The sequence below is a fragment of the Streptococcus sp. Z554 genome (genome assembly GCF_053010305.1).
In genome coordinates, this window is record NZ_JBRKNV010000004.1 from 105776 (window position 1) to 128995 (window position 23220).

Sequence of the window (23220 nt, forward strand, 5' to 3'; positions counted from 1 at the left end):
ATGGGATGGTGGCGTGAAACCATTGATATCGTAAAAGAAAATGATCCAGCGGCTCGCACCACTTTGGAGGTTTTGTTGACCTATCCAGGTGTCAAAGCCTTGGCTGCCCACCGTCTCTCTCATTTTCTCTGGAAGCATGGCTTTAAGCTTTTAGCTCGCATGCACAGCCAGTTTTGGCGTTTTTGGACTCAGATTGAGATCCATCCAGGTGCTCAGATCGAATCAGGTGTCTTTATCGACCATGGTGCAGGACTTGTGATTGGGGAAACAGCCATCGTTGAAACAGGTGTTCTCCTCTATCACGGAGTTACTCTTGGTGGGACAGGTAAGGATAGTGGGAAACGCCATCCGACCGTTCGCAAAGGAGCCCTCATATCTGCACATGCTCAAGTCATCGGACCTGTAGAAATCGGTGAAAATGCCAAGGTCGGTGCTGCAGCGGTCGTTGTAGCAGATGTTCCTAGCGATGTGACGGTTGTCGGTATTCCAGCTAAAATTGTCCGAGTACATGGGCAAAAGGATGAACCAACCATTCATGAAGTTGAAGGAAAACGTGAATATTACGTCAATAAACTTGAGCAGGCGAGAGAAGCCAGTCACAGGTCGTCTGGTTTGTAAGTTTATAGCAAGACACAGAAAGGAGTCAGTGAGTGATTAAAATCTATGACACCATGTCTCGTGATTTGCGAGAATTTGTCCCAATCGAGGACGGTAAGGTTAAGATGTATGTCTGTGGGCCAACCGTCTACAACTATATCCACGTGGGAAATGCCCGCTCGACAGTTGCCTTCGATACTATTCGTCGCTACTTTGAGTACCGTGGCTATGAGGTTGCCTATATTTCTAACTTTACGGATGTGGATGATAAGATTATCAACCGTGCCAAGGAAGAAGGCATCACACCTCAGGAAGTGGCGGATAAGTACATCGCTGCCTTCCGTGAAGACGTGACGGCTCTTGGTGTTAAGCCTGCGACTCGTCATCCTCGTGTAGTCGAGTTTATGGCTGATATCATCCGCTTTGTCTCTGACCTGATTGAAAAAGGCTATGCCTATGAGAGTCAAGGGGATGTCTATTTTCGTGTGGAAAAATCCCATAACTATGCTAAGTTAGCCAATAAAACTCTAGAAGACTTGGAGTTAGGTGCTTCAGGTCGGACAGACGAAGAAACAGCTCGCAAGGAAAATCCTGTGGACTTTGCCCTTTGGAAAGCAGCCAAACCAGGTGAGATTTCATGGGATAGTCCTTGGGGACCTGGTCGTCCAGGTTGGCACATCGAGTGTTCGGTCATGTCTACTGAAATTTTGGGTGATACCATTGATATCCACGGTGGTGGAGCTGACCTCGAGTTTCCTCACCATACCAACGAAATTGCCCAGTCGGAAGCCAAGACAGGCAAGACCTTTGCCAACTACTGGATGCACAATGGTTTTGTCAACATTGACAATGTCAAGATGTCCAAGTCTTTGGGGAACTTCATTACGGTACACGATGCCCTCGAAACGATCGACGGTCAAGTATTACGTTTCTTCTTTGCGACTCAGCATTACCGCAAACCGATCAACTTTACGGAAAAGGCTGTGCGTGATGCCGAGACCAATCTCAAGTATCTGAAGAACACTTATGGGCAACCATTTACTGGAACTGTAGATGCGGGGGAGTTGCAAGCTTTTAAAGATAAGTTCGTAGCTGCAATGGATGAGGATTTCAATACAGCAAATGGTATCACAGTCGTCTTTGAAATGGCCAAGTGGATCAACTCAGGCAACTATGATGCAGCGGTTAAGGAAGCTCTTACGGCAATGTTAGAGGTCTTTGGTATTGTCTTTGTCGAGGAAGTTTTGGATGAGGAAATCGAAGCCTTGATTCAAAAACGTCAAGAAGCGCGTGCCAATCGTGACTTTGCGACAGCTGACCAGATCCGTGATCAACTAGCTGCTCAAGGGATTAAGCTGCTTGACACCAAGGATGGAGTGAGGTGGACACGTGATTGATGTCAATCTCATTAACGGGATTGCGCTAGCCTTTGAAGGAGATGCGGTTTATTCCATGTATATCCGCCGTCATCTCATTCTTAAAGGCATGACCAAGCCCAACAAACTCCACCAAGAGGCAACCAAGTATGTATCTGCCAAGGCTCAGGCGCGCTTGATTTCACTGATGTTAGAAGAAGAAGTTCTAACGGATAAAGAAGAAGAAATCTATAAACGTGGTCGTAACACCAATAGTCATACCAAGGCCAAGAACGCAGATGTAGTGACCTACCGCATGTCTACTGGCTTTGAAGCGGTCATGGGTTATCTTCATATGACCGAAAATATAGAGCGCCTCGAAACCTTGATTTCTTGGTGTATCCAAAAAGTGGAGGGCTAGGAAATGATTGCAAAAGAATTACTAGACTGGTTTCCACAAGCTCAAATTGTAGACCAGCCAATTGATAAAGCAGGTTTTCTTACGCTTCCAGTCTCCTCTCAACAATGGATTTTACTGGAGGAAGCTGGACTAAGTGAACGCGAGAAACAGTTGGTGGCTCTTTTAACGCAGCAGGAGCAAACCATCTCTCAAAATCCCTGGTATAGTTATTTGATCGAGGGCAAGGGACAAGCACCGCAAAGCTTTAAAAAGCTACAAGCTGTCTATTGTCACCTTTCTTATTACCAACAGGAAAACCTAACTTCTTGGTTGGATATGATGAAAACCCTCTTTCCCAATTGTGAAACAGTGCTTCAGGTGGGAGCCCAAGATTACCTTTTTGTTCTCCAACAGGACAAATATACTTCTGTTCGCTCGATCTTAACTGACACCTTGGAAGCAGTAGAGTATGACTTTGGGGTTCGTTTGTCTATCATGTTGGGACAGGTTTGGTCGCAAACAGGAAATCAAAGTTTGATAGAGGTAATCAAAGCAGAACGTGACTTGTTTAAAAATTGGTGGCGTCATGGTCATCAAGGATTTCATACTTTTTCTCAGCTCTACCTTTGGAGCCTGGGTGAACAAATGGTGGATCTCGGAATCATAAAAGAGTATCTACACCAGATGATTTTGGATCAGGATCAAATTCAGGAAATCATTCTCTCATTATGGGAAAATAGTGCAGTCCTAACTAAAACAGCACAACAACTGTATTTGCACCGCAATTCCCTCCAATACAAGATTGACAAATGGGAAGAATTAACCGGACTGCAGTTAAAAGAATTGACAGATTTGACCTTGTGTTACCAATTGATTTTACCAGATATTATTTAAAGTTTTGTGCAAGTTGCACAGAACTTTTTTATTTTTTTGGTCACCTTGCCATAGAAATGTAAAGCGTTTTCATCTATAATAAAACTATCAAAAATTAAAGGAGTTCACCGAAATGGTAGAATTAAATCTTAAAAATATTTACAAAAAATATCCAAACAGCGAGCACTATTCAGTTGAAGACTTCAACTTGGACATCAAAGACAAAGAATTTATCGTTTTCGTAGGACCTTCAGGATGTGGTAAATCAACTACTCTCCGTATGATTGCAGGTCTTGAAGATATCACAGAAGGTACTGCATCTATCGATGGCGTTGTTGTCAATGATGTAGCTCCAAAAGACCGTGACATCGCCATGGTATTCCAAAACTACGCTCTTTACCCACACATGACTGTATACGATAACATGGCTTTCGGTTTGAAATTGCGTAAATACAGCAAAGAAGATATCGACAAACGTGTGCAAGAAGCTGCAGCAATCCTTGGCTTGAAAGAGTTCTTGGATCGTAAACCAGCTGACCTTTCTGGTGGTCAACGTCAACGTGTTGCCATGGGTCGTGCCATCGTCCGTGATGCAAAAGTATTCTTGATGGACGAACCTTTGTCAAACTTGGATGCCAAACTCCGTGTATCTATGCGTGCTGAAATTGCGAAGATTCACCGTCGTATCGGTGCTACAACTATCTACGTAACCCACGACCAAACAGAAGCGATGACACTTGCTGACCGTATCGTTATTATGTCAGCAACTAAGAACCCTGCTGGTACAGGTACTATTGGACGTGTTGAACAAATCGGTACTCCTCAAGAAGTTTACAAAAACCCAGTTAACAAATTCGTAGCAGGATTCATCGGAAGCCCAGCTATGAACTTCATCAATGTTAAGTTGAACGGTGACCACATCGTTGCTGATGGATTTACTTTGAAAGTTCCAGAAGGTACTTTGAAAGTTCTTCGTGAAAAAGGCTACGAAGGTAAAGAATTGATCTTCGGTATCCGTCCAGAAGATGTGAACGCAGAAGAAGCATTCCTTGAAACATTCCCAGAATCAGTTGTGAAAGCAACGATCTCTGTATCAGAATTGCTCGGTTCAGAATCTCACCTCTACTGCCAAGTTGGTAAAGATGAATTCGTTGCTAAAGTTGATGCACGTGACTACTTGCAAGCTGGTGCAACTGTAGAACTTGGATTTGACTTGAACAAAGCTCACTTCTTCGATGTAGAAACTGAAAAAACAGTTTACTAAGATAGATTTGAATGAATCAACACTACTAGAATTTTTCTAGTAGTGTTTTTTATAAAGTTTAGAAACTCGGATAGAAGGAGACTTTACTAGTTTTCTTATTCATTAAAAAGTGTTAAAATGGTAGGAAGAACTGGAGAGTATGCATGCCAAAAGAAGTAATTTATTCTGGCGATGAAGTCGTCGCTTTAACGCAAAAATATTTATCGAAAGAAGATGTGGCTTTTGTCCATAAGGCCTTGGTTTATGCTGTAGAGTGCCATAGTGGCCAGTATCGTAAATCAGGCGAGCCTTACATTATCCACCCTATTCAGGTAGCAGGTATCTTGGCTAAGCTCAAGCTGGACGCTGTCACTGTTGCCTGTGGTTTTTTGCATGACGTGGTAGAAGACACAGAAGCTACTTTGGATGACTTAGAGCGCGAGTTTGGCCATGATGTTCGAGTGATTGTAGACGGTGTTACCAAGCTTGGTAAGGTCGAATACAAGTCAATCGAAGAGCAACTGGCTGAGAATCACCGCAAGATGCTTATGGCCATGTCAGAGGATATTCGCGTTATCTTGGTCAAACTCTCTGACCGCTTGCACAATATGCGCACCCTTACGCATCTTCGTAAGGACAAGCAGGAGCGTATTTCCCGAGAAACCATGGAAATCTACGCACCACTGGCTCACCGTCTGGGGATTTCCAGTGTTAAATGGGAACTAGAAGACCTTTCCTTCCGTTATCTAAATCCGACAGAGTTTTACAAGATAAGTCATATGATGAAGGAGAAACGTCAAGAACGTGAAGCCTTGGTCGATGAAGTTGTGACGAAACTCGAGGAGTATTCATCTGAGCGCAACCTGACAGGAAAAATCTATGGTCGTCCAAAGCATATCTACTCCATCTACCGTAAGATGCAGGACAAGAAAAAACGCTTTGAAGAAATCTATGACCTGATTGCCATTCGCTGTATCTTAGATACTCAGAGTGATGTCTATGCTATGTTGGGATATGTCCATGAGCTATGGAAACCAATGCCAGGTCGTTTCAAGGACTACATTGCCAATCGTAAGGCCAATGGTTACCAGTCCATTCATACGACTGTTTATGGACCAAAAGGACCGATTGAATTCCAGATTCGTACCAAAGAGATGCACGAGGTTGCTGAGTACGGGGTTGCGGCTCACTGGGCCTACAAAAAAGGAATCAAGGGTCAAGTTAATAACAAGGAATCTGCTATTGGGATGAACTGGATCAAGGAGATGATGGAACTCCAAGACCAGGCAGATGATGCCAAGGAATTTGTAGATACTGTCAAAGAAAACTATCTAGCAGAAGAGATTTATGTCTTCACTCCAGATGGGGCAGTTCGTTCACTTCCAAAGGATTCTGGACCGATTGATTTTGCTTATGAGATTCATACCAAGATTGGAGAAAAAGCGACTGGAGCCAAGGTCAATGGCCGTATGGTTCCCTTAACTACCAAACTGAAAACAGGTGATCAGGTTGAAATCATCACCAATCCAAATTCATTTGGACCAAGCCGTGACTGGCTCAACATGGTTAAAACTAGCAAGGCCCGCAACAAAATTCGTCAGTTCTTTAAAAACCAAGACAAAGAACTATCCATCAATAAAGGTCGTGAAATGCTGATTAGTCAGCTCCAAGAAAACGGCTATGTGGCCAATAAATTTATGGATAAGCGCCACATGGATGAAGTCCTGCAAAAAACCAGCTACAAGACAGAAGAAGCTCTCTTTGCAGCCATTGGTTTTGGAGAAATCGGAGCCATTACTGTCTTCAACCGTTTGACGGAAAAAGAACGTCGTGAAGAAGAGCGTGCCAAGGCTAAGGCAGAAGCAGAAGAACTGGTCAAGGGTGGCGAAGTCAAGGTAGAGAACAAGGACACGCTCAAGGTCAAGCATGAGGGTGGAGTTGTCATCCAAGGTGCTTCTGGACTCTTGGTCCGGATCGCCAAATGTTGTAATCCTGTTCCAGGTGATGATATCGTTGGTTATATCACCAAAGGTCGCGGAGTTGCCATCCACCGTGTGGACTGTATGAACCTTCGTTCACAGGAAAATTACGAGCAGCGTTTGCTTGATGTCGAATGGGAAGACCAATTCTCAACCAAGGAATATATGGCTCATATCGATATCTATGGACTCAACCGTTCTGGCCTTTTGAATGATATCTTGCAAGTCCTATCAAACACAACGAAGAATATCTCATCGGTTAATGCCCAACCGACCAAGGATATGAAATTTGCCAATATCCATGTATCCTTTGGGATTTCTAACCTTTCAATGCTGACAACGGTAGTTGATAAGATTAAGAGTGTACCAGAAGTCTACTCAGTCAAACGGACCAATGGTTAAGTTGGCTCGATACAGTCAGAAAGGATTTTTATGAAAATCATCGTTCAGCGAGTCAAGCAAGCTCAGGTTTCTATTGAGGGGCAGATTCATGGTCAAATCAAACAAGGACTCTTGCTCTTAGTGGGGGTTGGACCTGAGGATCAGCAGGAAGATTTGGATTATGCAGTCAGAAAACTTGTCAATATGCGGATTTTCTCAGATGCTGAAGGCAAGATGAATCTGTCTGTTAAGGATATCCAAGGAGAAATTCTCTCCATCTCCCAATTCACTTTGTTTGCCGATACCAAAAAAGGCAATCGACCAGCATTTACAGGTGCTGCCAAACCTGATATGGCTGAGGCCTTCTATCAAGGTTTTAACCAGGAACTAGCCAAAGAGCTTCCTGTTGAAACAGGTGTCTTTGGAGCAGATATGCAGGTAGAACTGGTCAATGATGGGCCAGTAACCATCATTCTTGATACCAAAAATAGATAAGAAAAACCAAGCTTGTGAACTTGGTTTTTTGTTTATAGACAGCAAGGTTTTAAATAATCAAGATTTACTTCATCTTTTCAACATAGAGCTGTTTGGCGATTTCGAGGCTGACTTGAAGTTCTTCATTGTTGTGAATTAAAGTAAAAGTATTAGAGAAATCATCAAACTGTTGAACTTGGAGTTTGTCTCCGATATTGAGAGCATGTTTTTCCAGATATTTTAGGAGATCAAAACTATCGTGAACCCGAGTCAGGAGATAGGTTCCAGCTTCTTTGGTTTCTGATAGTGGTAGGTTATTGATTTCAACCAAAAGCTCTCCCTTGGCAGGAATAGTACCGCCGTGAGGGCAAGTTTTTGGGAAACCTAGCATACTTTCTAATCTCTCTACAAAAAAGTCTGAAACGGTATGTTCTAATACTTCAGCTTCCTCATGAATTTGGTCACTGGTATAGTCTAGATGGTGGACCAGGAAAACCTCAATCAGACGATGTTTACGATAAAGCTCTGAAACAAGTCTTAGACCAATATCGGTTAGTAAGTATCCTTTTTTCTTATCTTTTAAAATGAGATTTTCAGACTGCATGCGCTTGATCATTTCGGTTACAGCTGGAGGAGATACCTGCATTCGAGCAGCAATTTCCTTATTGGTAATCTTAGGAACATCCATGCCAATCTCATAAATACATTTTAAGTAGTCTTCTTTATTTGGTGTCATTCGCATTTCCTTGTTTATTATCTCCATCTAGTATACCAAAAAAAGCTAGATTTCTCTAGCTTCTTGCTACAAGATCTGGACTTAGTTGAGTTCTTTTGCAGCTGCAATAGCGGCTTCAAAGTCTGGCTCGCTATTGATATTCTCCACGTATTCGACGTAGCGGATGGTATTATCAGTATCGAGAACAAATACAGCTCGAGCAAGCAGATGCCATTCATTGATCAAGAGGGCGTAATCTCGTCCAAAGGAGTGGTCGAAGTAGTCTGAAAGCATAATAGCATTCTCAATACCTTCAGCACCACACCAGCGTTTTTGAGCAAAGGGAAGGTCCATAGACACCGTAAGGACAACAGTGTTGTCCAAGCTAGCCAATTCTTGGTTAAATCGACGAGTCTGTAGTGAGCAGATACCTGTATCGATAGAAGGGATGACGCTTAAAATCTTTTTCTTGCCTTCAAAGTCAGCCAGTGTTTTTTTAGAGAGGTCAGTCGTTGTGAGCGAGAAGTCAAGCGCCTTGTCACCTACTTGTAGTTGTTTTCCTGTGAATGTCACAGGATTTCCAAGGAATGTAGTCATAAGGTACTCCAATCTTTTTTCTTTCATTCTACATTAAATGTTCAGAGTTATCCAATAGTTTGACCGGAATTTAAACAGACAAAAAACGCCAATTCAAGGAGACTGACGTTTTTTAAACGATTATTTAGCCAAACCTTCAGCAATCTTGTCAAGGTTGTATTTCATCATGTTATAGTAGCTATCGCCTTCTTTACCTTCTTCAGCAATTGAGTCCGTAAAGATTTGAGCATAGATTGGGATGTTTGTGTCTTTAGAAACAGTCTTCATTGGACGATCATCGACACTAGATTCAACAAATAATGATGGAACTTTCATTTGGCGAAGTTTTTCCACCAAAGTCTTGATTTGGTCAGGTGTTCCTTCTTCTTCAGTGTTGATTTCCCAAATGTAAGCACTTGGTACACCGTAAGCTTTAGAGAAGTATTTGAAGCATCCCTCGCTGGTTACGATGAGTTTCTTGTCATCAGAAATAGCGTTGAATTTCTCTTTGGCTTCCTTGTCAAGCTTGTCTAGTTTTTCAGTGTATTCTTTGAGATTCTTTTCGTAGAATTCCTTGTTGCTAGGGTCTTTAGCGATGAGTTGCTTAGCAATATTTTGAGCATAGATGATCCCATTTTCAAGGTTGAGCCAAGCATGGGGGTCTTCTTTGCCTTTTTCATTTTGGCCTTCTAGGTAGATGATATCAACGCCGTCGCTAACTGCAAAGTAGTCTTTGTTTTCAGTTTTCTTGGCATTCTCAACTAATTTTGTAAACCAGGCATTTCCACCTGTTTCAAGGTTGATACCGTTGTAGAAGATTAAGTCGGCTTGTGACGTTTTCTTGACGTCTTCTGGTAGTGGCTCGTATTCGTGTGGATCTTGTCCTACAGGAACGATACTATGAAGGTCAATCTTGTCTCCAGCGATATTTTTAGTAATATCAGCGATGATGGAGTTTGTAGCGACGACCTTTAATTTTTGGTCACTTGTGGCTGTGTCTTTTTTTCCGCTAGCACAGGCAGCTAATCCAATGATAGCAAGAAAAAGAACAAGCAATGTACCTAATTTTTTCATTAGATTCCTCCAGAGGGGCTTCCCTCATTATTGTTTGATTTTTTTATTTTTCAGTTTCAAATAGCGTTGTTTTGGTGCGATAAAGAAACTGATGAGAAAGAAACTGGCAGATGTCAGCACGATACTTGAACCTGCAGCCAGGTTAAAGCTATAACCGATAAAGAGTCCCAAGACAGAGGCTAGAGCTCCCAAGCTTGATGAAAGGAAAATCATGCTCTTAAGACTATTGGCGTAGAGATAAGCTGTCGCAGCTGGGGTAATCAGCATGGCTACGATAAGGATGGTTCCGACACTTTGCATGGCAGTCACTGACACCAGAGTCAAGAGTACCATGAGTAGATAGTGGTAGAAATTAACTGGCATACCCATAGCCTTGGCTAAGAGTTCATCAAAGGATGTAATCAAGAGTTGCTTGAAGAAAATCCCGATAATCAAGAGAATGAGAGCTCCCATACCGATAGTAATATACATGTCTATGTCTTGTACAGCCAAGATATTCCCAAAGAGAATATGGAAGAGGTCAGTTGAGCTTTTAGCTACGCTAATCAAGATGATACCTAGAGCCAAGAAAGATGAAAAGGTAATCCCTATGGCGGTGTCACTCTTGATAATAGAGTTCCCCTTGATGTAGGTGATGATGACAGAGGCAAGCAGTCCAAATATGATAGCTCCGATAAAGAAGTCAATTCCTAAAATAAAAGAAAGAGCTACACCAGGTAAGACAGCGTGCGAGATAGCATCACCCATAAGGGACATCCCACGGAGAATGATAAAGCATCCGACCGCTCCGGCAACAATACCAATCACAACAGCTGTGATCAAGGCGTTTTGGAGAAAGTGGAAGTTCTGCAATCCATCTATAAATTCTGCAATCATAGGTCACCTCCATTGAAAAAGAGTCGGTCACCATAAGCTTGTTTGAGATTGGCTTGGGTAAAGGTCTCCTTAGTTGGACCAAAGGCAATCAGTTCCTTGTTGATAAGGAGTACCTGGTCAAAATAATGGAAAACCTTGCCGAGATCATGGTGGACGATAAGGACCGTCTTGCCAGCTTTTTTAAGATCTCTCAGCGTATTCATGATGATTTCTTCACTGACAGAGTCAATCCCAACAAAGGGCTCGTCTAAGAGAATATAATCAGCATCTTGAACTAGACAGCGGGCGATTAAAACACGCTGGAATTGACCACCAGAGAGTTGACTAATCTGACGATCTGCGTAGTCAGATAGACCAACAATTTCTAGCGCTTCAGCCACCTTTTTCCAGTGACTTGCCTTCAAGGTATGAAAGAGTGGAATGGATGGATAAAGTCCCAGAGAGACACATTCTTTTACCTTGATAGGAAAGTTGTAGTCGATATGAATTTTTTGCTCGACATAGGCAACTTTCTTAAGAGATTTGTTCATTTCTTTATCATCGATAAAAGCATGTCCTTCATGTGGGATAATGCCCAGCATACTTTTTAATAAGGTTGATTTTCCAGCACCGTTTGGACCAATAATCCCGGTAATCGTTGGTCCTTGGAGCACTAGTGAAATATCCTTTAGTGCCAACGTTTCTTTGTAGGAGACACTGAGGTTTTCGATACGTATCATACAGTTGTATTCCTCCTGGGTTTTAATATACCTTAATTTTATTTTTAAGTCAAGTTAATTTTGGTAAAAATTTAAAATATAAACATCTAAAGAATCAGAAGATACGGCATTTTTAATTGCATTCCCAAGGGATTTTTGCTAAGCTAGGAATAAGTGAAAATAGGAAAGTGAGAACAAGATGACACGTTATCAAGATGATTTTTATGATGCTATAAATGGTGAGTGGGAAAAGACTGCAGTCATTCCTGCCGATAAATCGAGAACAGGTGGTTTTATCGACCTTGACGAAGAAATCGAAGAGTTGATGCTGACGACGACTGACAAGTGGTTGGCAGGAGAAGATGTGCCAGAAGATGCCATCTTAGCAAATTTTGTCAAGTACCATAGTATGGTCAGAGATTTCGATAAGCGAGAAGCAGATGGAATTGAACCAGTCCTCCCTTTATTGAAGGAATACCAGGATTTAGAAAGTTTTGCGGATTTCGCAAGTAAACTAGCAGCATTTGAATTAGCTGGCAAACCAAACTTCCTTCCATTTGGTGTATCACCAGACTTTATGGATGCTAGAACCAATGTTCTCTGGGCTAGTGCTCCAGGAACAATCTTGCCTGATACAACCTACTATGCGGAAGACCATCCTCAGCGTGAGGAATTATTGAACCTTTGGAAAGAGAGCACTCGTAATCTCCTCAAAGCCTATAACTTCTCAGATGAAGAAATCGAAGACTTGCTAGAGAAACGATTGGAATTGGACCGCCGTATCGCAGCTGTCGTACTTTCAAACGAAGAGAGTTCAGAGTATGCCAAACTTTACCATCCATATTCTTATGAAGATTTCAAAAAGTTTGCGCCTGCCCTTCCATTGGATGACTTTTTCCAAGCAGTGATTGGACAAACTCCAGATAAGGTTATCGTAGATGAAGAACGTTTCTGGCAAGCAGCAGAGCAATTTTATAGTGAAGAAGCTTGGCCTCTACTCAAAGCAACCTTGATCTTAGGTGTAGTCAATCTTTCAACGAACTATTTGACAGATGAGATTCGTATCTTGTCAGGTGCTTATGGCCGTGCTCTTTCAGGAGTTCCAGAGGCTCAAGATAAACGTAAGGCAGCTTACCATTTAGCTCAAGGACCTTTTAAACAAGCTCTCGGCCTTTGGTACGCCCACGAAAAATTCTCTCCAGAAGCTAAGGCGGACGTAGAGAAAAAAGTGGCGACCATGATTGACGTCTATAAGGAACGTTTGGCTAAAAATGACTGGCTGACTCCTGAAACTCGAGAAAAAGCCATCGTCAAACTCAATGTCATCAAGCCTTATATCGGTTATCCAGAAGAACTGCCAGCTCGCTATAAGGACAAGGTAGTGGATGAATCTGCTAGCCTCTTTGAGAATGCCCTAGCATTTGCGCGTGTAGAAATCAAGCACAGTTGGAGTAAGTGGAATCAGCCAGTTGACTACAAGGAGTGGGGAATGCCTGCTCACATGGTCAACGCCTACTACAATCCACAAAAGAACTTGATTGTCTTCCCGGCTGCTATCTTACAGGCACCATTCTATGACTTGCATCAGTCATCTTCTGCCAACTATGGAGGTATTGGTGCGGTTATTGCCCATGAAATCTCTCACGCCTTTGATACTAATGGAGCTTCCTTTGATGAAAATGGAAGTCTCAAGGATTGGTGGACTGAGAGCGATTATGCAGCCTTTAAAGAAAAAACACAGAAGGTTATCGACCAGTTTGATGGTCAAGAATCTTACGGTGCAAAAATCAATGGGAAATTAACTGTATCCGAAAACGTTGCCGACCTTGGAGGAATTGCTGCAGCGCTAGAAGCTGCTAAGAGAGAGCCAGATTTCTCAGCTGAAGAGTTCTTCAACAACTTCGCTCGTATCTGGCGTATGAAAGGTCGTCCAGAATTGATGAAACTCATGGCTAGTGTCGATGTACACGCACCAGCTAAACTCCGTGTCAACGTCCAAGTACCAAACTTTGATGACTTCTTTACAACCTATGATGTCAAAGAAGGTGACGGAATGTGGCGCTCACCAGAAGACCGCGTGATTATTTGGTAAAGTGAGTCCTTAACCAAGTATAACTTGGCGTGAATGATTCATTTTTGAAGTTTATACATCTGAAAATGCAATGCTATCGAGGTTAATATGAAGAAATTTTTAATGATGCTTTCAGCTATTTTTTCGATTTCAGTTTTGGCATCTTGTGGTCTCAATAAAAATAATAGCAATACAGAACCTTCATCTGAACTATCATCTGTTTCCAAAGACGATAAGTCTAGTACATCAACAGAAGCAAAGACTGAAAATACAAGCGACTCGTCAACCAAAGTGTCACAATCAACTGCTGAAAATAAGAAGGAAACGGGACCAGATTTGTATAAAGAAGTGATTGAACGTTATAATCACTATACAGAGCTTTTACATCAAGGGAATAGAGAAGATTTATACGAGGAAAATAAACAACATAAGATTGCTTCAGAGGAATATGGTCTGATCTTTTCACGAATGGATTATCAAAATGCACCAGACTTTAAATATGCCCTTCTTGATTTGAATAAGGATGGTCAAGACGAGTTGCTTATTGGAGATGAAAAATTTGTTTCAGCCATTTACTATTTGGAAAATCAAAAACCTAGTTTACTTCACACAGCATATGTAGCTTCTGCAGGTGGCTTTCGCTCAGGCTTTGTTATTTACGAAAATGGTCAAGTCTCTTATGCAGACTGGCAGTCAACTCGTCCAGAAATGAACCTGGCTCTATATTCGTTTACTAAAAATGGAGTACAGAAGATTAAAGAAGCAACTATTCAAATCGGTGGCAATGAAAAAGCAGAGCAAGTTTTAGATATTTCTTCTGAAAAGCTTGATTTGTCTAACATTGACTGGAAAGAATTAAATACAGCGAATTAGTTTTAAATCATTTTTCTAGTCAATTTTGATTCTACCGAGCAAGTGTTGATATAGAAATTGAAACTACGAAAAAGAGACTGGGAAAAAACTCAATTTCAGGAGAAAATGAAGGAAATTTTCCCACAATAAAACGCATAGTATCAAGGTTTTTCAACACCTGATATTATGCGTTTTTTGATTTAAAAGACTTTTGTCCCAGCCTCTTTTCGATTACTAGAAAAATGGATTGAAAGTTTTTTCGTGGGCGATAGTCGTAGCAGGTCCATGCCCTGGATAGACGTCGTAGTTAGGGAGGGTGAAGAGCTGGGTTTGGATACTGTGGAGAAGTTGTTCCATACTACCTGTAGGTAGGTCTGTTCGGCCAATGGTTTCCCGGAAAAGAGCATCTCCTGTCAAGACTAGATGACCATCAGGAAAGACGATAGAGACACCACCGATAGAGTGGCCTGGAGTAGGTAAGACTGTGAAGCGGAAGTCTTCAAGCTGGTATTCCTCATGAAAGACAAAGGTGTGCTCAGCTGGTTTACATACGACATTCGCCATATCATCGTGTCGAGGAAGCCCAGAAAGATTATCAACAGGGGTATAGAGCCAAGCAGCTTCACTTTCTGCCACATAGACTGGAGGATTTCCATAAGTATCTCTGACCAAGTCAAGACTCATAATATGGTCGTAGTGGGTGTGGGTCAGGAGAATCGCACAGACCGGTTTATTGATGTTTTCGATAGTTTTGCGAATGGCCTCCCAATGGCTACCAGGATCGACTACAATCAGGTGTTGCTCCTCTTCGAGATAATAAGTATTTTCATAGGCGACAGGATTCACAGTTTTATGGATTTTCATAGGATTTCCTCTTTCAAAGATTTACAGTTTCTAGTATAACACAGAAGCACAAAATAAGGAATCAACAAAAGAGTCCCTCCATAAAGGAAGGGACTTTTAACTTTTTAAAAATGATTTTTCCAGGCTTGGAAGCGTGCATCCAGTAGGAGTTGTGTCAGATTTTTTAAGATTTCGACTTGCTCGGGCTCTAGTGTCTGGGCTTGAGAAACAAGTTGTCGAACATGGTCAATAGCATTTTTAGAAGATAAATCGTTGATGGAAGTGATTCCAGATTCTAGGATGGTTCCGAAAAAGAGATCAAAATAGAGTTCGAGTTCTTCATCGGGAACACTGTCCACCCATTCTTTAAGAGCGTCTTTGATTTGTAGACTTTCACTACTAATTTCCTCTAGTTGAACAAAGTGGTGTCCTTCAGTTAGCCAGCTGAAAGTATTGTGTTGGGCGATACCTCCAAGAGCCGTAGATTTGACAACAATAGGAGTATCAGGCACTTCCAGCATCATTCCAATGACAGAACCTTGAGGTACAAAACGCTGAATTTTAGGGATAATGTCTTGGTAGCCAGTGGTTTCAGTCAGTTGAGCCTGCAAACCAGGAGCATCGTAGGTGTAGATAGCCGAAATTTTTTCCTGCAAATCAGGTTGGATTTGACTTGCGGCATAGACGGCTAGATTGCCACCTTTAGAATGTCCAGCAATGAGTACTTTTTGTTTTGGATATTGTTTAAAGAAATCTTCTAGGTAGGTTAGAGCATGTTTTTGGGCAGGAATTTCCTTCATGTAGGTCATATGGAAATCTTCCTTCCAACCAATAATACTATCGTCTGTACCACGAAAGACAATGAGATAAGTATCTAGGTTCAGACGATAGGTCATAGCAGCAAACTGTTTCTGTTGCTCAGTGTCAATCTCGTTGACAAAGTTAGAGAGTTTGCTATTTTTAAAACGTTTGTGTTGGGCAAGCTGGTCTAAAAGTTGCAGACGTTCTTTATTGGTCAACATGGTACTTTCTCGAGGGACACGTGTTGCGACATCACTTAAACGATTGACTGGCTGGTCCAATAGATTATCAAAAGGAAGATAAGTCAGCTCTGTCAAAGCAAGTACATCCAGTTCATTTAAGGGAAGATCATAAAAAGAATCGTACTGAACATCAGTTAGATAGTCAAAAATATTGGCCATGGGAATTCCTTTCTTAACTTTTATCATATCAGATTTGCATCAATTTCGCTAGTAGTCAGAAGAATTTTGCTATAATATAAAAAAAGGAGGAGCAGATGCATAAGATTTTACTAGTAGAAGATGATCCAGTAATCCGTCAGCAAGTTGGGAAAATGCTCTCCGAATGGGGATTTGAAGTAGTCATGGTAGAAGACTTTATGGAAGTTCTGACGTTATTTGTTCAGTCTGAGCCTCATCTGGTCCTGATGGATATTGGATTGCCTCTCTTTAATGGTTATCATTGGTGTCAGGAAATTCGCAAGATTTCCAAAGTTCCTATTATGTTTCTGTCTTCAAGAGACCAGGCTATGGACATCGTGATGGCTATTAATATGGGAGCTGACGATTTTGTGACCAAGCCTTTTGACCAGCAGGTCCTTTTAGCTAAGGTACAAGGATTATTGCGCCGCTCTTATGAATTTGGAAGGGATGAAAGTCTCCTAGAGTATGCTGGAGTTATTCTCAATACTAAGTCTATGGATGTGCATGTCAATGGAAAAGCTATCAGTTTAACAAAGAATGAATTTCAAATTTTGCGGGTTTTATTTGAACATGCAGGAAATATCGTAGCGCGTGATGATTTGATGCGGGAACTCTGGAACAGTGACTTTTTTATCGATGACAATACCTTATCTGTTAATGTCGCTCGCTTGCGCAAGAAACTGGAGGAAGAAGGTTTGATTGGTTTTATCGAAACGAAGAAAGGGATAGGGTATGGATTGAAACATGCTTGATATTAAAAGTTTTTTTCTAGCTTATATCCGTTCTCGTAGCCGTTTTTTTGCTTTTATTCTATCGCTTACAGGTTTGCTTTTTCTCTTTGAAATCTTGTTTGATAAGCAAGGGCCCTACTTTAACTATTTCTTCTTTCTATCTACATTTTTGACATTTTTGTTTTTGGTATTTGATTTCTTGATAGAATTGCAACGTTATCGTAAGGAATTGCTCTATGGCGAAAGAAAAGCTAAGTCACCAATGGAAGTCCTTCTAACTGAAAAATTGGAGAAAAGTGAATCTGAACTCTATCAAAAGAAATCAGATGCTGAAAACCGCTATAATGATTTGGTGGACTACTATACACTCTGGGTTCATCAGATAAAAACACCCATTGCAGCCAGTAAACTCCTAGTGAGTGAGGTGGAAGATCGCCAACTGAAACAACAGTTGGAACAGGAAATGTTTAAGATTGATTCCTATACCAACCTCGTTCTACAATACTTACGCTTAGAAAGTTTCCATGATGATCTAGTGTTAAAGAAAGAAAATATAGAGGATCTAGTCAAGGAAGTCATTCGTAAATATGCCCTTTTCTTTATTCAGAAAGGTCTTAGTATCAGTCTGCATGATTTGGATAGAAAGATTGTTACAGATAAGAAATGGCTACTAGTGGTCCTTGAGCAAATCATCTCAAACAGCCTCAAGTACACTAAGGAAGGTGGTCTTGAAATCTATATGGACGGTCAGGAACTCTGTATCAAGGATACTGGGATTGGAATCAAAAACAGTGATCAATTGCGTGTTTTTGAACGTGGATTTTCAGGCTACAATGGTCGCATGACCCAACAATCATCTGGACTTGGGCTCTATCTAACCCAGAAAATCAGCCAAGCATTGGGACATCAGATCCGAATAGAATCCGAACTTGGGCAAGGAACAACTGTGCGGATTCAGTTCTCAGAAGTGAATTTACTGGTTGAATGAAAAGAATTATAAAGAGGCTGGGACAAAAGTCCTAGCCTCTCAATTGTCTTTGGATTGTCGTGCAAGACACAGTGGTTGAGTGGGCTCTATGACGCTGATTTCATCAGCTTTTACAGCCTACTCAACTGTGCGGAGGTGGGACGACGAAATCGAATTCTAACGAATGGCCGATTTCTGTCCCACTCTCTTCTTTAGACCTCAAATAGGGTGGGCAATAGGCTTCAATCAGATAACAATTTTAATCTTACAAAAATGTAAGATTATAGACCTCTTTTGTAAGGTTATGTTATGGCAAGCTATCTTTTTTTGGAGTAAACTGATAGCATAAAGAAAAAGGAGAGAAAGCATGAAATCAATTTTACAAAAGAAACAAATCAGTAAGCCGAGTCCAAAGGATATCGAGCGAGTTCAAATCGGCATCGAAATGATGCAAGCTCAGTTTCACTTAATGGGATATTAAAAAGGAGAAGTTAAAATGACACTATTAGATGTAAAACACGTTCAAAAGATTTATAAAACTCGCTTTCAAGGCAACCAAGTAGAAGCCCTGAAAGATATTCACTTTACCGTTGAAAAAGGCGACTACGTCGCTATCATGGGTGAGTCTGGATCTGGAAAATCTACTCTACTCAATATTCTTGCTATGCTTGACAAGCCAACGCGTGGGCAGGTCTTCCTAAACGGAACTGACACAGCCACCATTAAAAATTCTGAAGCATCAAGCTTCCGTCGTGAAAAGTTAGGTTTTGTCTTCCAAGACTTCAATTTGTTAGATACGCTTTCTGTTAAAGACAATATCTTACTCCCTTTGGTATTGTCTAGAAAGCCTATTACAGAAATGATGAAAAAATTAGTCGTGACGGCTGAAAATCTTGGCATCAATCAATTGCAGGAGAAGTATCCTTATGAAATCTCTGGCGGACAAAAACAAAGGGTAGCAGTTGCACGGGCTATCATCACAGAACCAGAAATTCTCCTTGCGGATGAGCCAACAGGAGCTCTAGATTCTAAATCATCTGCAGCCCTCCTGGATATCTTTGATCAGATCAACGAGCAAGGGCAAACCATTCTCATGGTAACCCACTCAACGGCAGCAGCTAGCAGGGCTAAACGTGTCCTTTTCATCAAGGATGGCATTCTCTACAATCAAATCTATCGTGGTGAAAAGACGGATCGTCAGATGTTCCAAGAAATCTCTGACACCTTGACTGTTATGGCGAGTGAGGTGAACTAGTATGTTTCGATTAACCAATAAGTTGGCCATTTCCAACTTAATCAAAAACCGCAAACTCTATTACCCTTTTGCACTGTCTGTTATTTTGGCAGTCACTATCAGTTATCTATTTTATTCCCTAGCCTTTAATCCAAAAATTGTGGATTTACGTGGAGCGTCCGCGATTCAATTTACCCTACAACTTGGACTTATCGTAGTAACATTTGCCTCTGCCGTTATCGTGCTTTATGCCAATAGCTTTGTCATGAAAAACCGTTCCAAAGAACTGGGTGTATATGGCATGTTAGGCTTAGAAAAGCGCCATTTGATTGGGATGACCTTTAAGGAACTCCTGATTTTTGGTCTAGTAACAGTTACTGCTGGGATTGGGATTGGCGCCATTTTTGATAATCTGATTTTTGCTTTATTGCTCAAACTTGCAAAGATGAAGGTGGAGCTAGTCGCAACCTTCCAATGGTCCGTAGTGCTTTCAATCCTTCTGGTATTTGGAGTCATCTTTTTAGTCATCGTTTTCCTAAATACCCTACGTATCATCCGTATGGATGCACTCCAACTCTCTCGTGAGAAAGCAAAAGGTGAAAAGAAAGGCCGTTTCCTAGTCCTTCAAACACTTGTAGGGTTAATTGCTCTAGGTAGTGGCTACTATCTAGCACAAAGCGTTACAGATGTTATGAAAGCAATCGCTACATTCTTTATCGCTGTTATATTGGTCATTATTGCTACCTACCTCTTGTTTAATGCTGGAATTACCGTTTTCTTGCAGTTGCTCAAGAAAAACAAGCGTTATTACTACCAACCCAACAACCTCATCTCTGTTTCTAACCTTATCTTCCGTATGAAGAAAAATGCTGTCGGTTTAGCAACCATTGCCATCCTTTCAACCATGGTTTTGGTGACCATGTCTGCAGCAACAAGTATCTATAACGGATCTGAGAATATGAAAAAACTCATGTATCCTCACGATTTTGATGTTAAGGGGCAAAATGTAGCAGTTGAGGATTTAGACCAACTATTGAGTCAATATGCCAGTGAAAAGAACCTAACGATCAGCAATAAGGATGTTCTCAGCTTTTCAAGTTTCGGTCTTTCTAGTCAAGATGGGACCAAATTAACCATCTTTGAAAAAGGGCAAAACAACGTTATGCCCAAGACAGTTTTTCTAGTTTTTGACCAAAAAGACTATGAAAAAATGACTGGACAAAAGCTTGGTTTAACGGATAATGAAGTCGGACTGTGGGCTAAAAATGACCAACTAAAAGGTCAGAAAGCATTTAGCCTTAACAATCAAGAGTATCGTATCAAGAAAGAAATCCAGCAAGATTTTATCATCAATCATGTTTCAAACCAGTATGTTCTCTTGATCTCAGATTATAACTACCTTGTCGTTTCAAATCTACAGAGCTTTTTAGAAAAATACCAAGATTCTGCTATCTATACTCAGTTATACGGTGGCATGGATGTAACCGCCAGTCAAGAGGAGCAGTTAAAGCTAGCTGATGATTTTGATGAGTATGTGAATAATTTTAGTCATAATCTCCAGAGTAAAGAGGGTATGGTATACGGTGGAAATACTGCAAGTGATGCAATTACCCAAATGAACGCTCTCTTTGGAGGAGTACTCTTTATCGGTATTTTCCTCTCCATCATCTTTATGGTAGGTACTATACTGGTCATTTACTACAAACAAATCTCAGAAGGTTATGAAGACCGTGACCGCTTTGTGATTTTACAAAAAGTTGGTTTAGACCAAAAACAAATCAAGCAAACCATTAATAAGCAAGTCTTGACTGTTTTCTTCCTCCCTGTAATCTTTGCTTTCCTACACTTGGCTTTTGCCTATCATATGTTAAGTTTGATTCTCAAGGTTATTGGCGTTGTCGATACAGCTATGATGCTAAGTGTAACACTTTCTATCTGTGGTATCTTTGCCCTTATCTATGTTTTAATCTTTATGATTACTTCAAGAAGTTATCGTAAGATTGTCCAAATGTAAAAAAAAGAATGTTATACTAGAAAACGACTAGAATATAGTCCAAAAAATAAAGGAGGCAAAAATGAAAGAAAGTTATTTTGACGGAGGAATCCTAGATTATATCGGATACTCTATCTTAGTAGCCATAATTTGCAGTCTTACCTTGGGTATCGCAACACCTTGGGCAGTTTGCATGATGCAAAATTGGAAAACCAAACACACGGTTGTAGATGGTCAACGTCTATACTTTGACGGGACTGGAGCACAACTGTTTGGTAACTGGATCAAGTGGTTTCTTCTAACCATCATCACGTTTGGAATCTATGGCTTCTGGTTGAAAATAAAAATGGAGCAATGGATTGTCAAACACACTCATCATATTTAAACATTAAAACGGTATCTTCTTTTCGAGGAGATATCGTTTTTTCTTCTTCGGATAAGGATACAAAAATTTCTTCCTTTCTCTATCTTTTAAATTAATTGATTTCTTCAGAGAAAGACCGTCAAATTTTTGATATAATAGTTAGGATAGACTGATGGATATTCAAGGGATCATTTTCAAAAGAATGACAGATGAGAATTAAAAACATGTCAGTTTGGACAGAAGTCTCTCTACCATCATCCATGCAGAAACAAGATTATATGAAATAAAAGGAGTAACCAATGACCGGAAACTATTCAACACGGGAATACCGTGAGAAATTATATGATGACCTTCATGTTCGATTAAGTAATATATTGATTTTAATGTGTTCGATTTTTATTGCCTCTATAGGCCTAAATATGAATTCAACAGCTGTCGTTATTGGAGCTATGCTGATTTCCCCTCTTATGACACCGATTGCTGGAATGGGGTTTGGTTTAGCTATTTTTGATACGCGTTTAATTGAGCAATCTCTAAAGGTTTTATTTACTCAAGTATTGGTCAGTTTGCTTGTATCGGCTCTGTATTTCTGGATTTCTCCCTTATCTTATGCAAGTAGCCAGTTGATTGCACGAACCTCTCCAACCATTTGGGATGTTCTCATTGCTATTGCGGGTGGGATAGCAGGTGTCATTGGTTCAAGGAAAAAAGAAGCAAACAATATCGTACCAGGAGTAGCCATCGCAACAGCTCTGATGCCACCTATCTGCACTGCAGGATATGGTTTAGCTAATGGAAATGTTCGATTTTTATTTGGGGCCCTTTATCTTTTCTTGATCAACTGTGGCTTTATCATGCTAGCCAACATTGTTGGAACAAGAATTATGATGAAAAAATCTGCCTTAAGTTCATTTAATGAGCTAAACATTAAAATTAGAATTGGGTTGATATCCTTGATTGTATTATTGGTCCTTCCAGCCAGCTATTCAGCAGTCACTCTGACGATGAATGAAAAACGAAAACAAGAGATCAAACAGTTCGTAGGAAAAGAGTTCGCCAATTATACGGTCATTAATCAAGTTTACGAGTCAAGTAATAATGAATTGGTCTTGACTGTTGTTGGAGATCCGATTTCAGAAGAAGAATTAGAAACAATTCGCCAAAAACAAGCCTCTTACGGTATTGAATCTGTTCAATTGAAAGTCAAGCAATTCCATAATTCGGAAAAATTAGATAGTGAGACGGTCAAGGAATTTTACGAAAACATTGACAAGTATATCGAACAAAAACTCTCTGAAAAAGATTCACAAAACGATCGCGCAAAAGAAAATGAAGCAGACAATGAAGCAGACAAGGATTGAGGATATTGACTTGTCTAATTCATGAGAGCAAATCTTGGGAGGATATCCTATATCCAAAAGTTAATGGATAGAAAGGATTGTTGATGAGGATAGCATTTTTAGTGAGTTGACCAATCACTACTGAGTCAGGTTAAACAAAATATAAAAAAGAGAGTGGGACAGAAATCGGTAATTCGTTAGAATTCGATTTCGTCGTCCCACCTCCGCACAGTTGAGTAGGGCTGTAAAAGCTGATGAAATCAGCGTAGTAGAGCCCACTCAACCACTGCGTCTTGCTCGACAATCCAAAGAAAATTAAGAGGCTAGGACTTTTGTCCCAGCCTCTCTTCTTATTGAAAAA

At 40.7% G+C, this 23220-nt stretch carries 22 protein-coding genes; 15 read left to right on the plus strand and 7 right to left on the minus strand.

Annotation, left to right across the window (positions count from 1 at the left end):
* The 7 genes from cysE to dtd all read left to right on the plus strand — a co-directional run bounded on the left by cysE (position 1) and on the right by dtd (position 7323).
* On the plus strand, positions 1-618 hold the full coding sequence (gene cysE, locus ACVC7R_RS05160) for a serine O-acetyltransferase (protein WP_447263830.1): 618 nt from the start codon (positions 1-3) through the stop codon (positions 616-618).
* Between the two features lie 32 nt (positions 619-650).
* Entirely contained in the window at positions 651-1994 is a 1344-nt protein-coding gene (gene cysS / locus ACVC7R_RS05165) for a cysteine--tRNA ligase (RefSeq protein WP_447263831.1), read from the plus strand.
* Positions 1987-2373: a Mini-ribonuclease 3 gene (locus tag ACVC7R_RS05170; RefSeq protein ID WP_447263832.1), complete on the plus strand. Its 387-nt coding sequence runs from the start codon at positions 1987-1989 to the stop codon at positions 2371-2373. The genes cysS and ACVC7R_RS05170 overlap by 8 nt, the downstream gene beginning before the upstream one ends.
* A 3-nt stretch (positions 2374-2376) precedes the next feature.
* Entirely contained in the window at positions 2377-3246 is an 870-nt protein-coding gene (locus ACVC7R_RS05175) for a PucR family transcriptional regulator (RefSeq protein WP_447263833.1), read from the plus strand.
* A 112-nt stretch (positions 3247-3358) separates the two neighbouring features.
* Positions 3359-4489, plus strand: a complete 1131-nt coding sequence (locus tag ACVC7R_RS05180) for an ABC transporter ATP-binding protein (RefSeq protein ID WP_447263834.1) — start codon at positions 3359-3361, stop codon at positions 4487-4489.
* A gap of 143 nt (positions 4490-4632) precedes the next feature.
* Complete coding sequence (locus ACVC7R_RS05185) at positions 4633-6849, plus strand: RelA/SpoT family protein (protein WP_447263835.1); 2217 nt, start codon at positions 4633-4635, stop codon at positions 6847-6849.
* A 30-nt stretch (positions 6850-6879) separates the two neighbouring features.
* On the plus strand, positions 6880-7323 hold the full coding sequence (dtd, locus tag ACVC7R_RS05190) for a D-aminoacyl-tRNA deacylase (protein WP_447263836.1): 444 nt from the start codon (positions 6880-6882) through the stop codon (positions 7321-7323).
* Positions 7324-7387: 64 nt separating this feature from the next.
* Here dtd and ACVC7R_RS05195 read toward each other — a convergent pair whose 3' ends face one another.
* From ACVC7R_RS05195 to ACVC7R_RS05215, 5 genes are all read right to left on the minus strand, one after another.
* Positions 7388-8038: a metal-dependent transcriptional regulator gene (locus tag ACVC7R_RS05195; RefSeq protein ID WP_447263837.1), complete on the minus strand. Its 651-nt coding sequence runs from the start codon at positions 8036-8038 to the stop codon at positions 7388-7390.
* Between the two features lie 81 nt (positions 8039-8119).
* On the minus strand, positions 8120-8614 hold the full coding sequence (gene tpx / locus ACVC7R_RS05200; protein WP_447263838.1) for a thiol peroxidase: 495 nt from the start codon (positions 8612-8614) through the stop codon (positions 8120-8122).
* A 120-nt stretch (positions 8615-8734) separates the two neighbouring features.
* Positions 8735-9667, minus strand: a complete 933-nt coding sequence (locus ACVC7R_RS05205; RefSeq protein ID WP_447263839.1) for a metal ABC transporter substrate-binding lipoprotein — start codon at positions 9665-9667, stop codon at positions 8735-8737.
* Positions 9668-9694: 27 nt separating this feature from the next.
* Positions 9695-10543 carry a metal ABC transporter permease subunit gene (locus ACVC7R_RS05210; protein ID WP_447263840.1) on the minus strand — a complete coding sequence of 283 codons (849 nt, stop codon included), beginning with the start codon at positions 10541-10543 and terminating at the stop codon, positions 9695-9697.
* Positions 10540-11262, minus strand: a complete 723-nt coding sequence (locus ACVC7R_RS05215) for a metal ABC transporter ATP-binding protein (RefSeq protein WP_447263841.1) — start codon at positions 11260-11262, stop codon at positions 10540-10542. The genes ACVC7R_RS05210 and ACVC7R_RS05215 overlap by 4 nt, the downstream gene beginning before the upstream one ends.
* Positions 11263-11440: 178 nt before the next feature.
* Between ACVC7R_RS05215 and ACVC7R_RS05220 the strand changes: the two genes are divergently transcribed.
* Together ACVC7R_RS05220 and ACVC7R_RS05225 are read left to right on the plus strand one after the other, a co-directional pair.
* Positions 11441-13333 (plus strand): M13 family metallopeptidase, encoded by a 1893-nt coding sequence (locus ACVC7R_RS05220; protein ID WP_447263842.1) that lies wholly within the window; start codon positions 11441-11443, stop codon positions 13331-13333.
* Between the two features lie 87 nt (positions 13334-13420).
* On the plus strand, positions 13421-14185 hold the full coding sequence (locus tag ACVC7R_RS05225) for a hypothetical protein (protein WP_447263843.1): 765 nt from the start codon (positions 13421-13423) through the stop codon (positions 14183-14185).
* A 213-nt stretch (positions 14186-14398) separates the two neighbouring features.
* On the opposite strand, the gene ACVC7R_RS05230 is transcribed toward ACVC7R_RS05225, so the two are convergent.
* A complete protein-coding gene (locus tag ACVC7R_RS05230; RefSeq protein ID WP_447263844.1) occupies positions 14399-15028 on the minus strand; it encodes an MBL fold metallo-hydrolase in 630 nt (209 codons plus the stop codon).
* Between the two features lie 104 nt (positions 15029-15132).
* On the minus strand, positions 15133-16209 hold the full coding sequence (locus ACVC7R_RS05235; RefSeq protein ID WP_447263873.1) for a DUF2974 domain-containing protein: 1077 nt from the start codon (positions 16207-16209) through the stop codon (positions 15133-15135).
* Between the two features lie 95 nt (positions 16210-16304).
* Between ACVC7R_RS05235 and ACVC7R_RS05240 the strand changes: the two genes are divergently transcribed.
* The 6 genes from ACVC7R_RS05240 (at position 16305) to ACVC7R_RS05265 (ending at position 22880) form a co-directional block, all read left to right on the plus strand.
* Positions 16305-16982, plus strand: a complete 678-nt coding sequence (locus tag ACVC7R_RS05240; protein WP_000548968.1) for a response regulator transcription factor — start codon at positions 16305-16307, stop codon at positions 16980-16982.
* Complete coding sequence (locus tag ACVC7R_RS05245; protein WP_447263845.1) at positions 16975-17949, plus strand: sensor histidine kinase; 975 nt, start codon at positions 16975-16977, stop codon at positions 17947-17949. Before ACVC7R_RS05240 ends, ACVC7R_RS05245 begins: the two co-directional genes overlap by 8 nt.
* A 475-nt stretch (positions 17950-18424) precedes the next feature.
* Positions 18425-19183, plus strand: coding sequence for an ABC transporter ATP-binding protein (locus ACVC7R_RS05250; RefSeq protein ID WP_006152604.1), 759 nt, complete (start codon positions 18425-18427; stop codon positions 19181-19183).
* Position 19184: 1 nt separating this feature from the next.
* Complete coding sequence (locus ACVC7R_RS05255) at positions 19185-21176, plus strand: ABC transporter permease (protein WP_447263846.1); 1992 nt, start codon at positions 19185-19187, stop codon at positions 21174-21176.
* Positions 21177-21237: 61 nt separating this feature from the next.
* Positions 21238-21540: a DUF898 family protein gene (locus ACVC7R_RS05260; RefSeq protein ID WP_447263847.1), complete on the plus strand. Its 303-nt coding sequence runs from the start codon at positions 21238-21240 to the stop codon at positions 21538-21540.
* A gap of 278 nt (positions 21541-21818) precedes the next feature.
* Positions 21819-22880 carry a DUF389 domain-containing protein gene (locus ACVC7R_RS05265; RefSeq protein WP_447263848.1) on the plus strand — a complete coding sequence of 354 codons (1062 nt, stop codon included), beginning with the start codon at positions 21819-21821 and terminating at the stop codon, positions 22878-22880.
* The last annotated feature ends 340 nt before the right edge of the window (positions 22881-23220 follow it).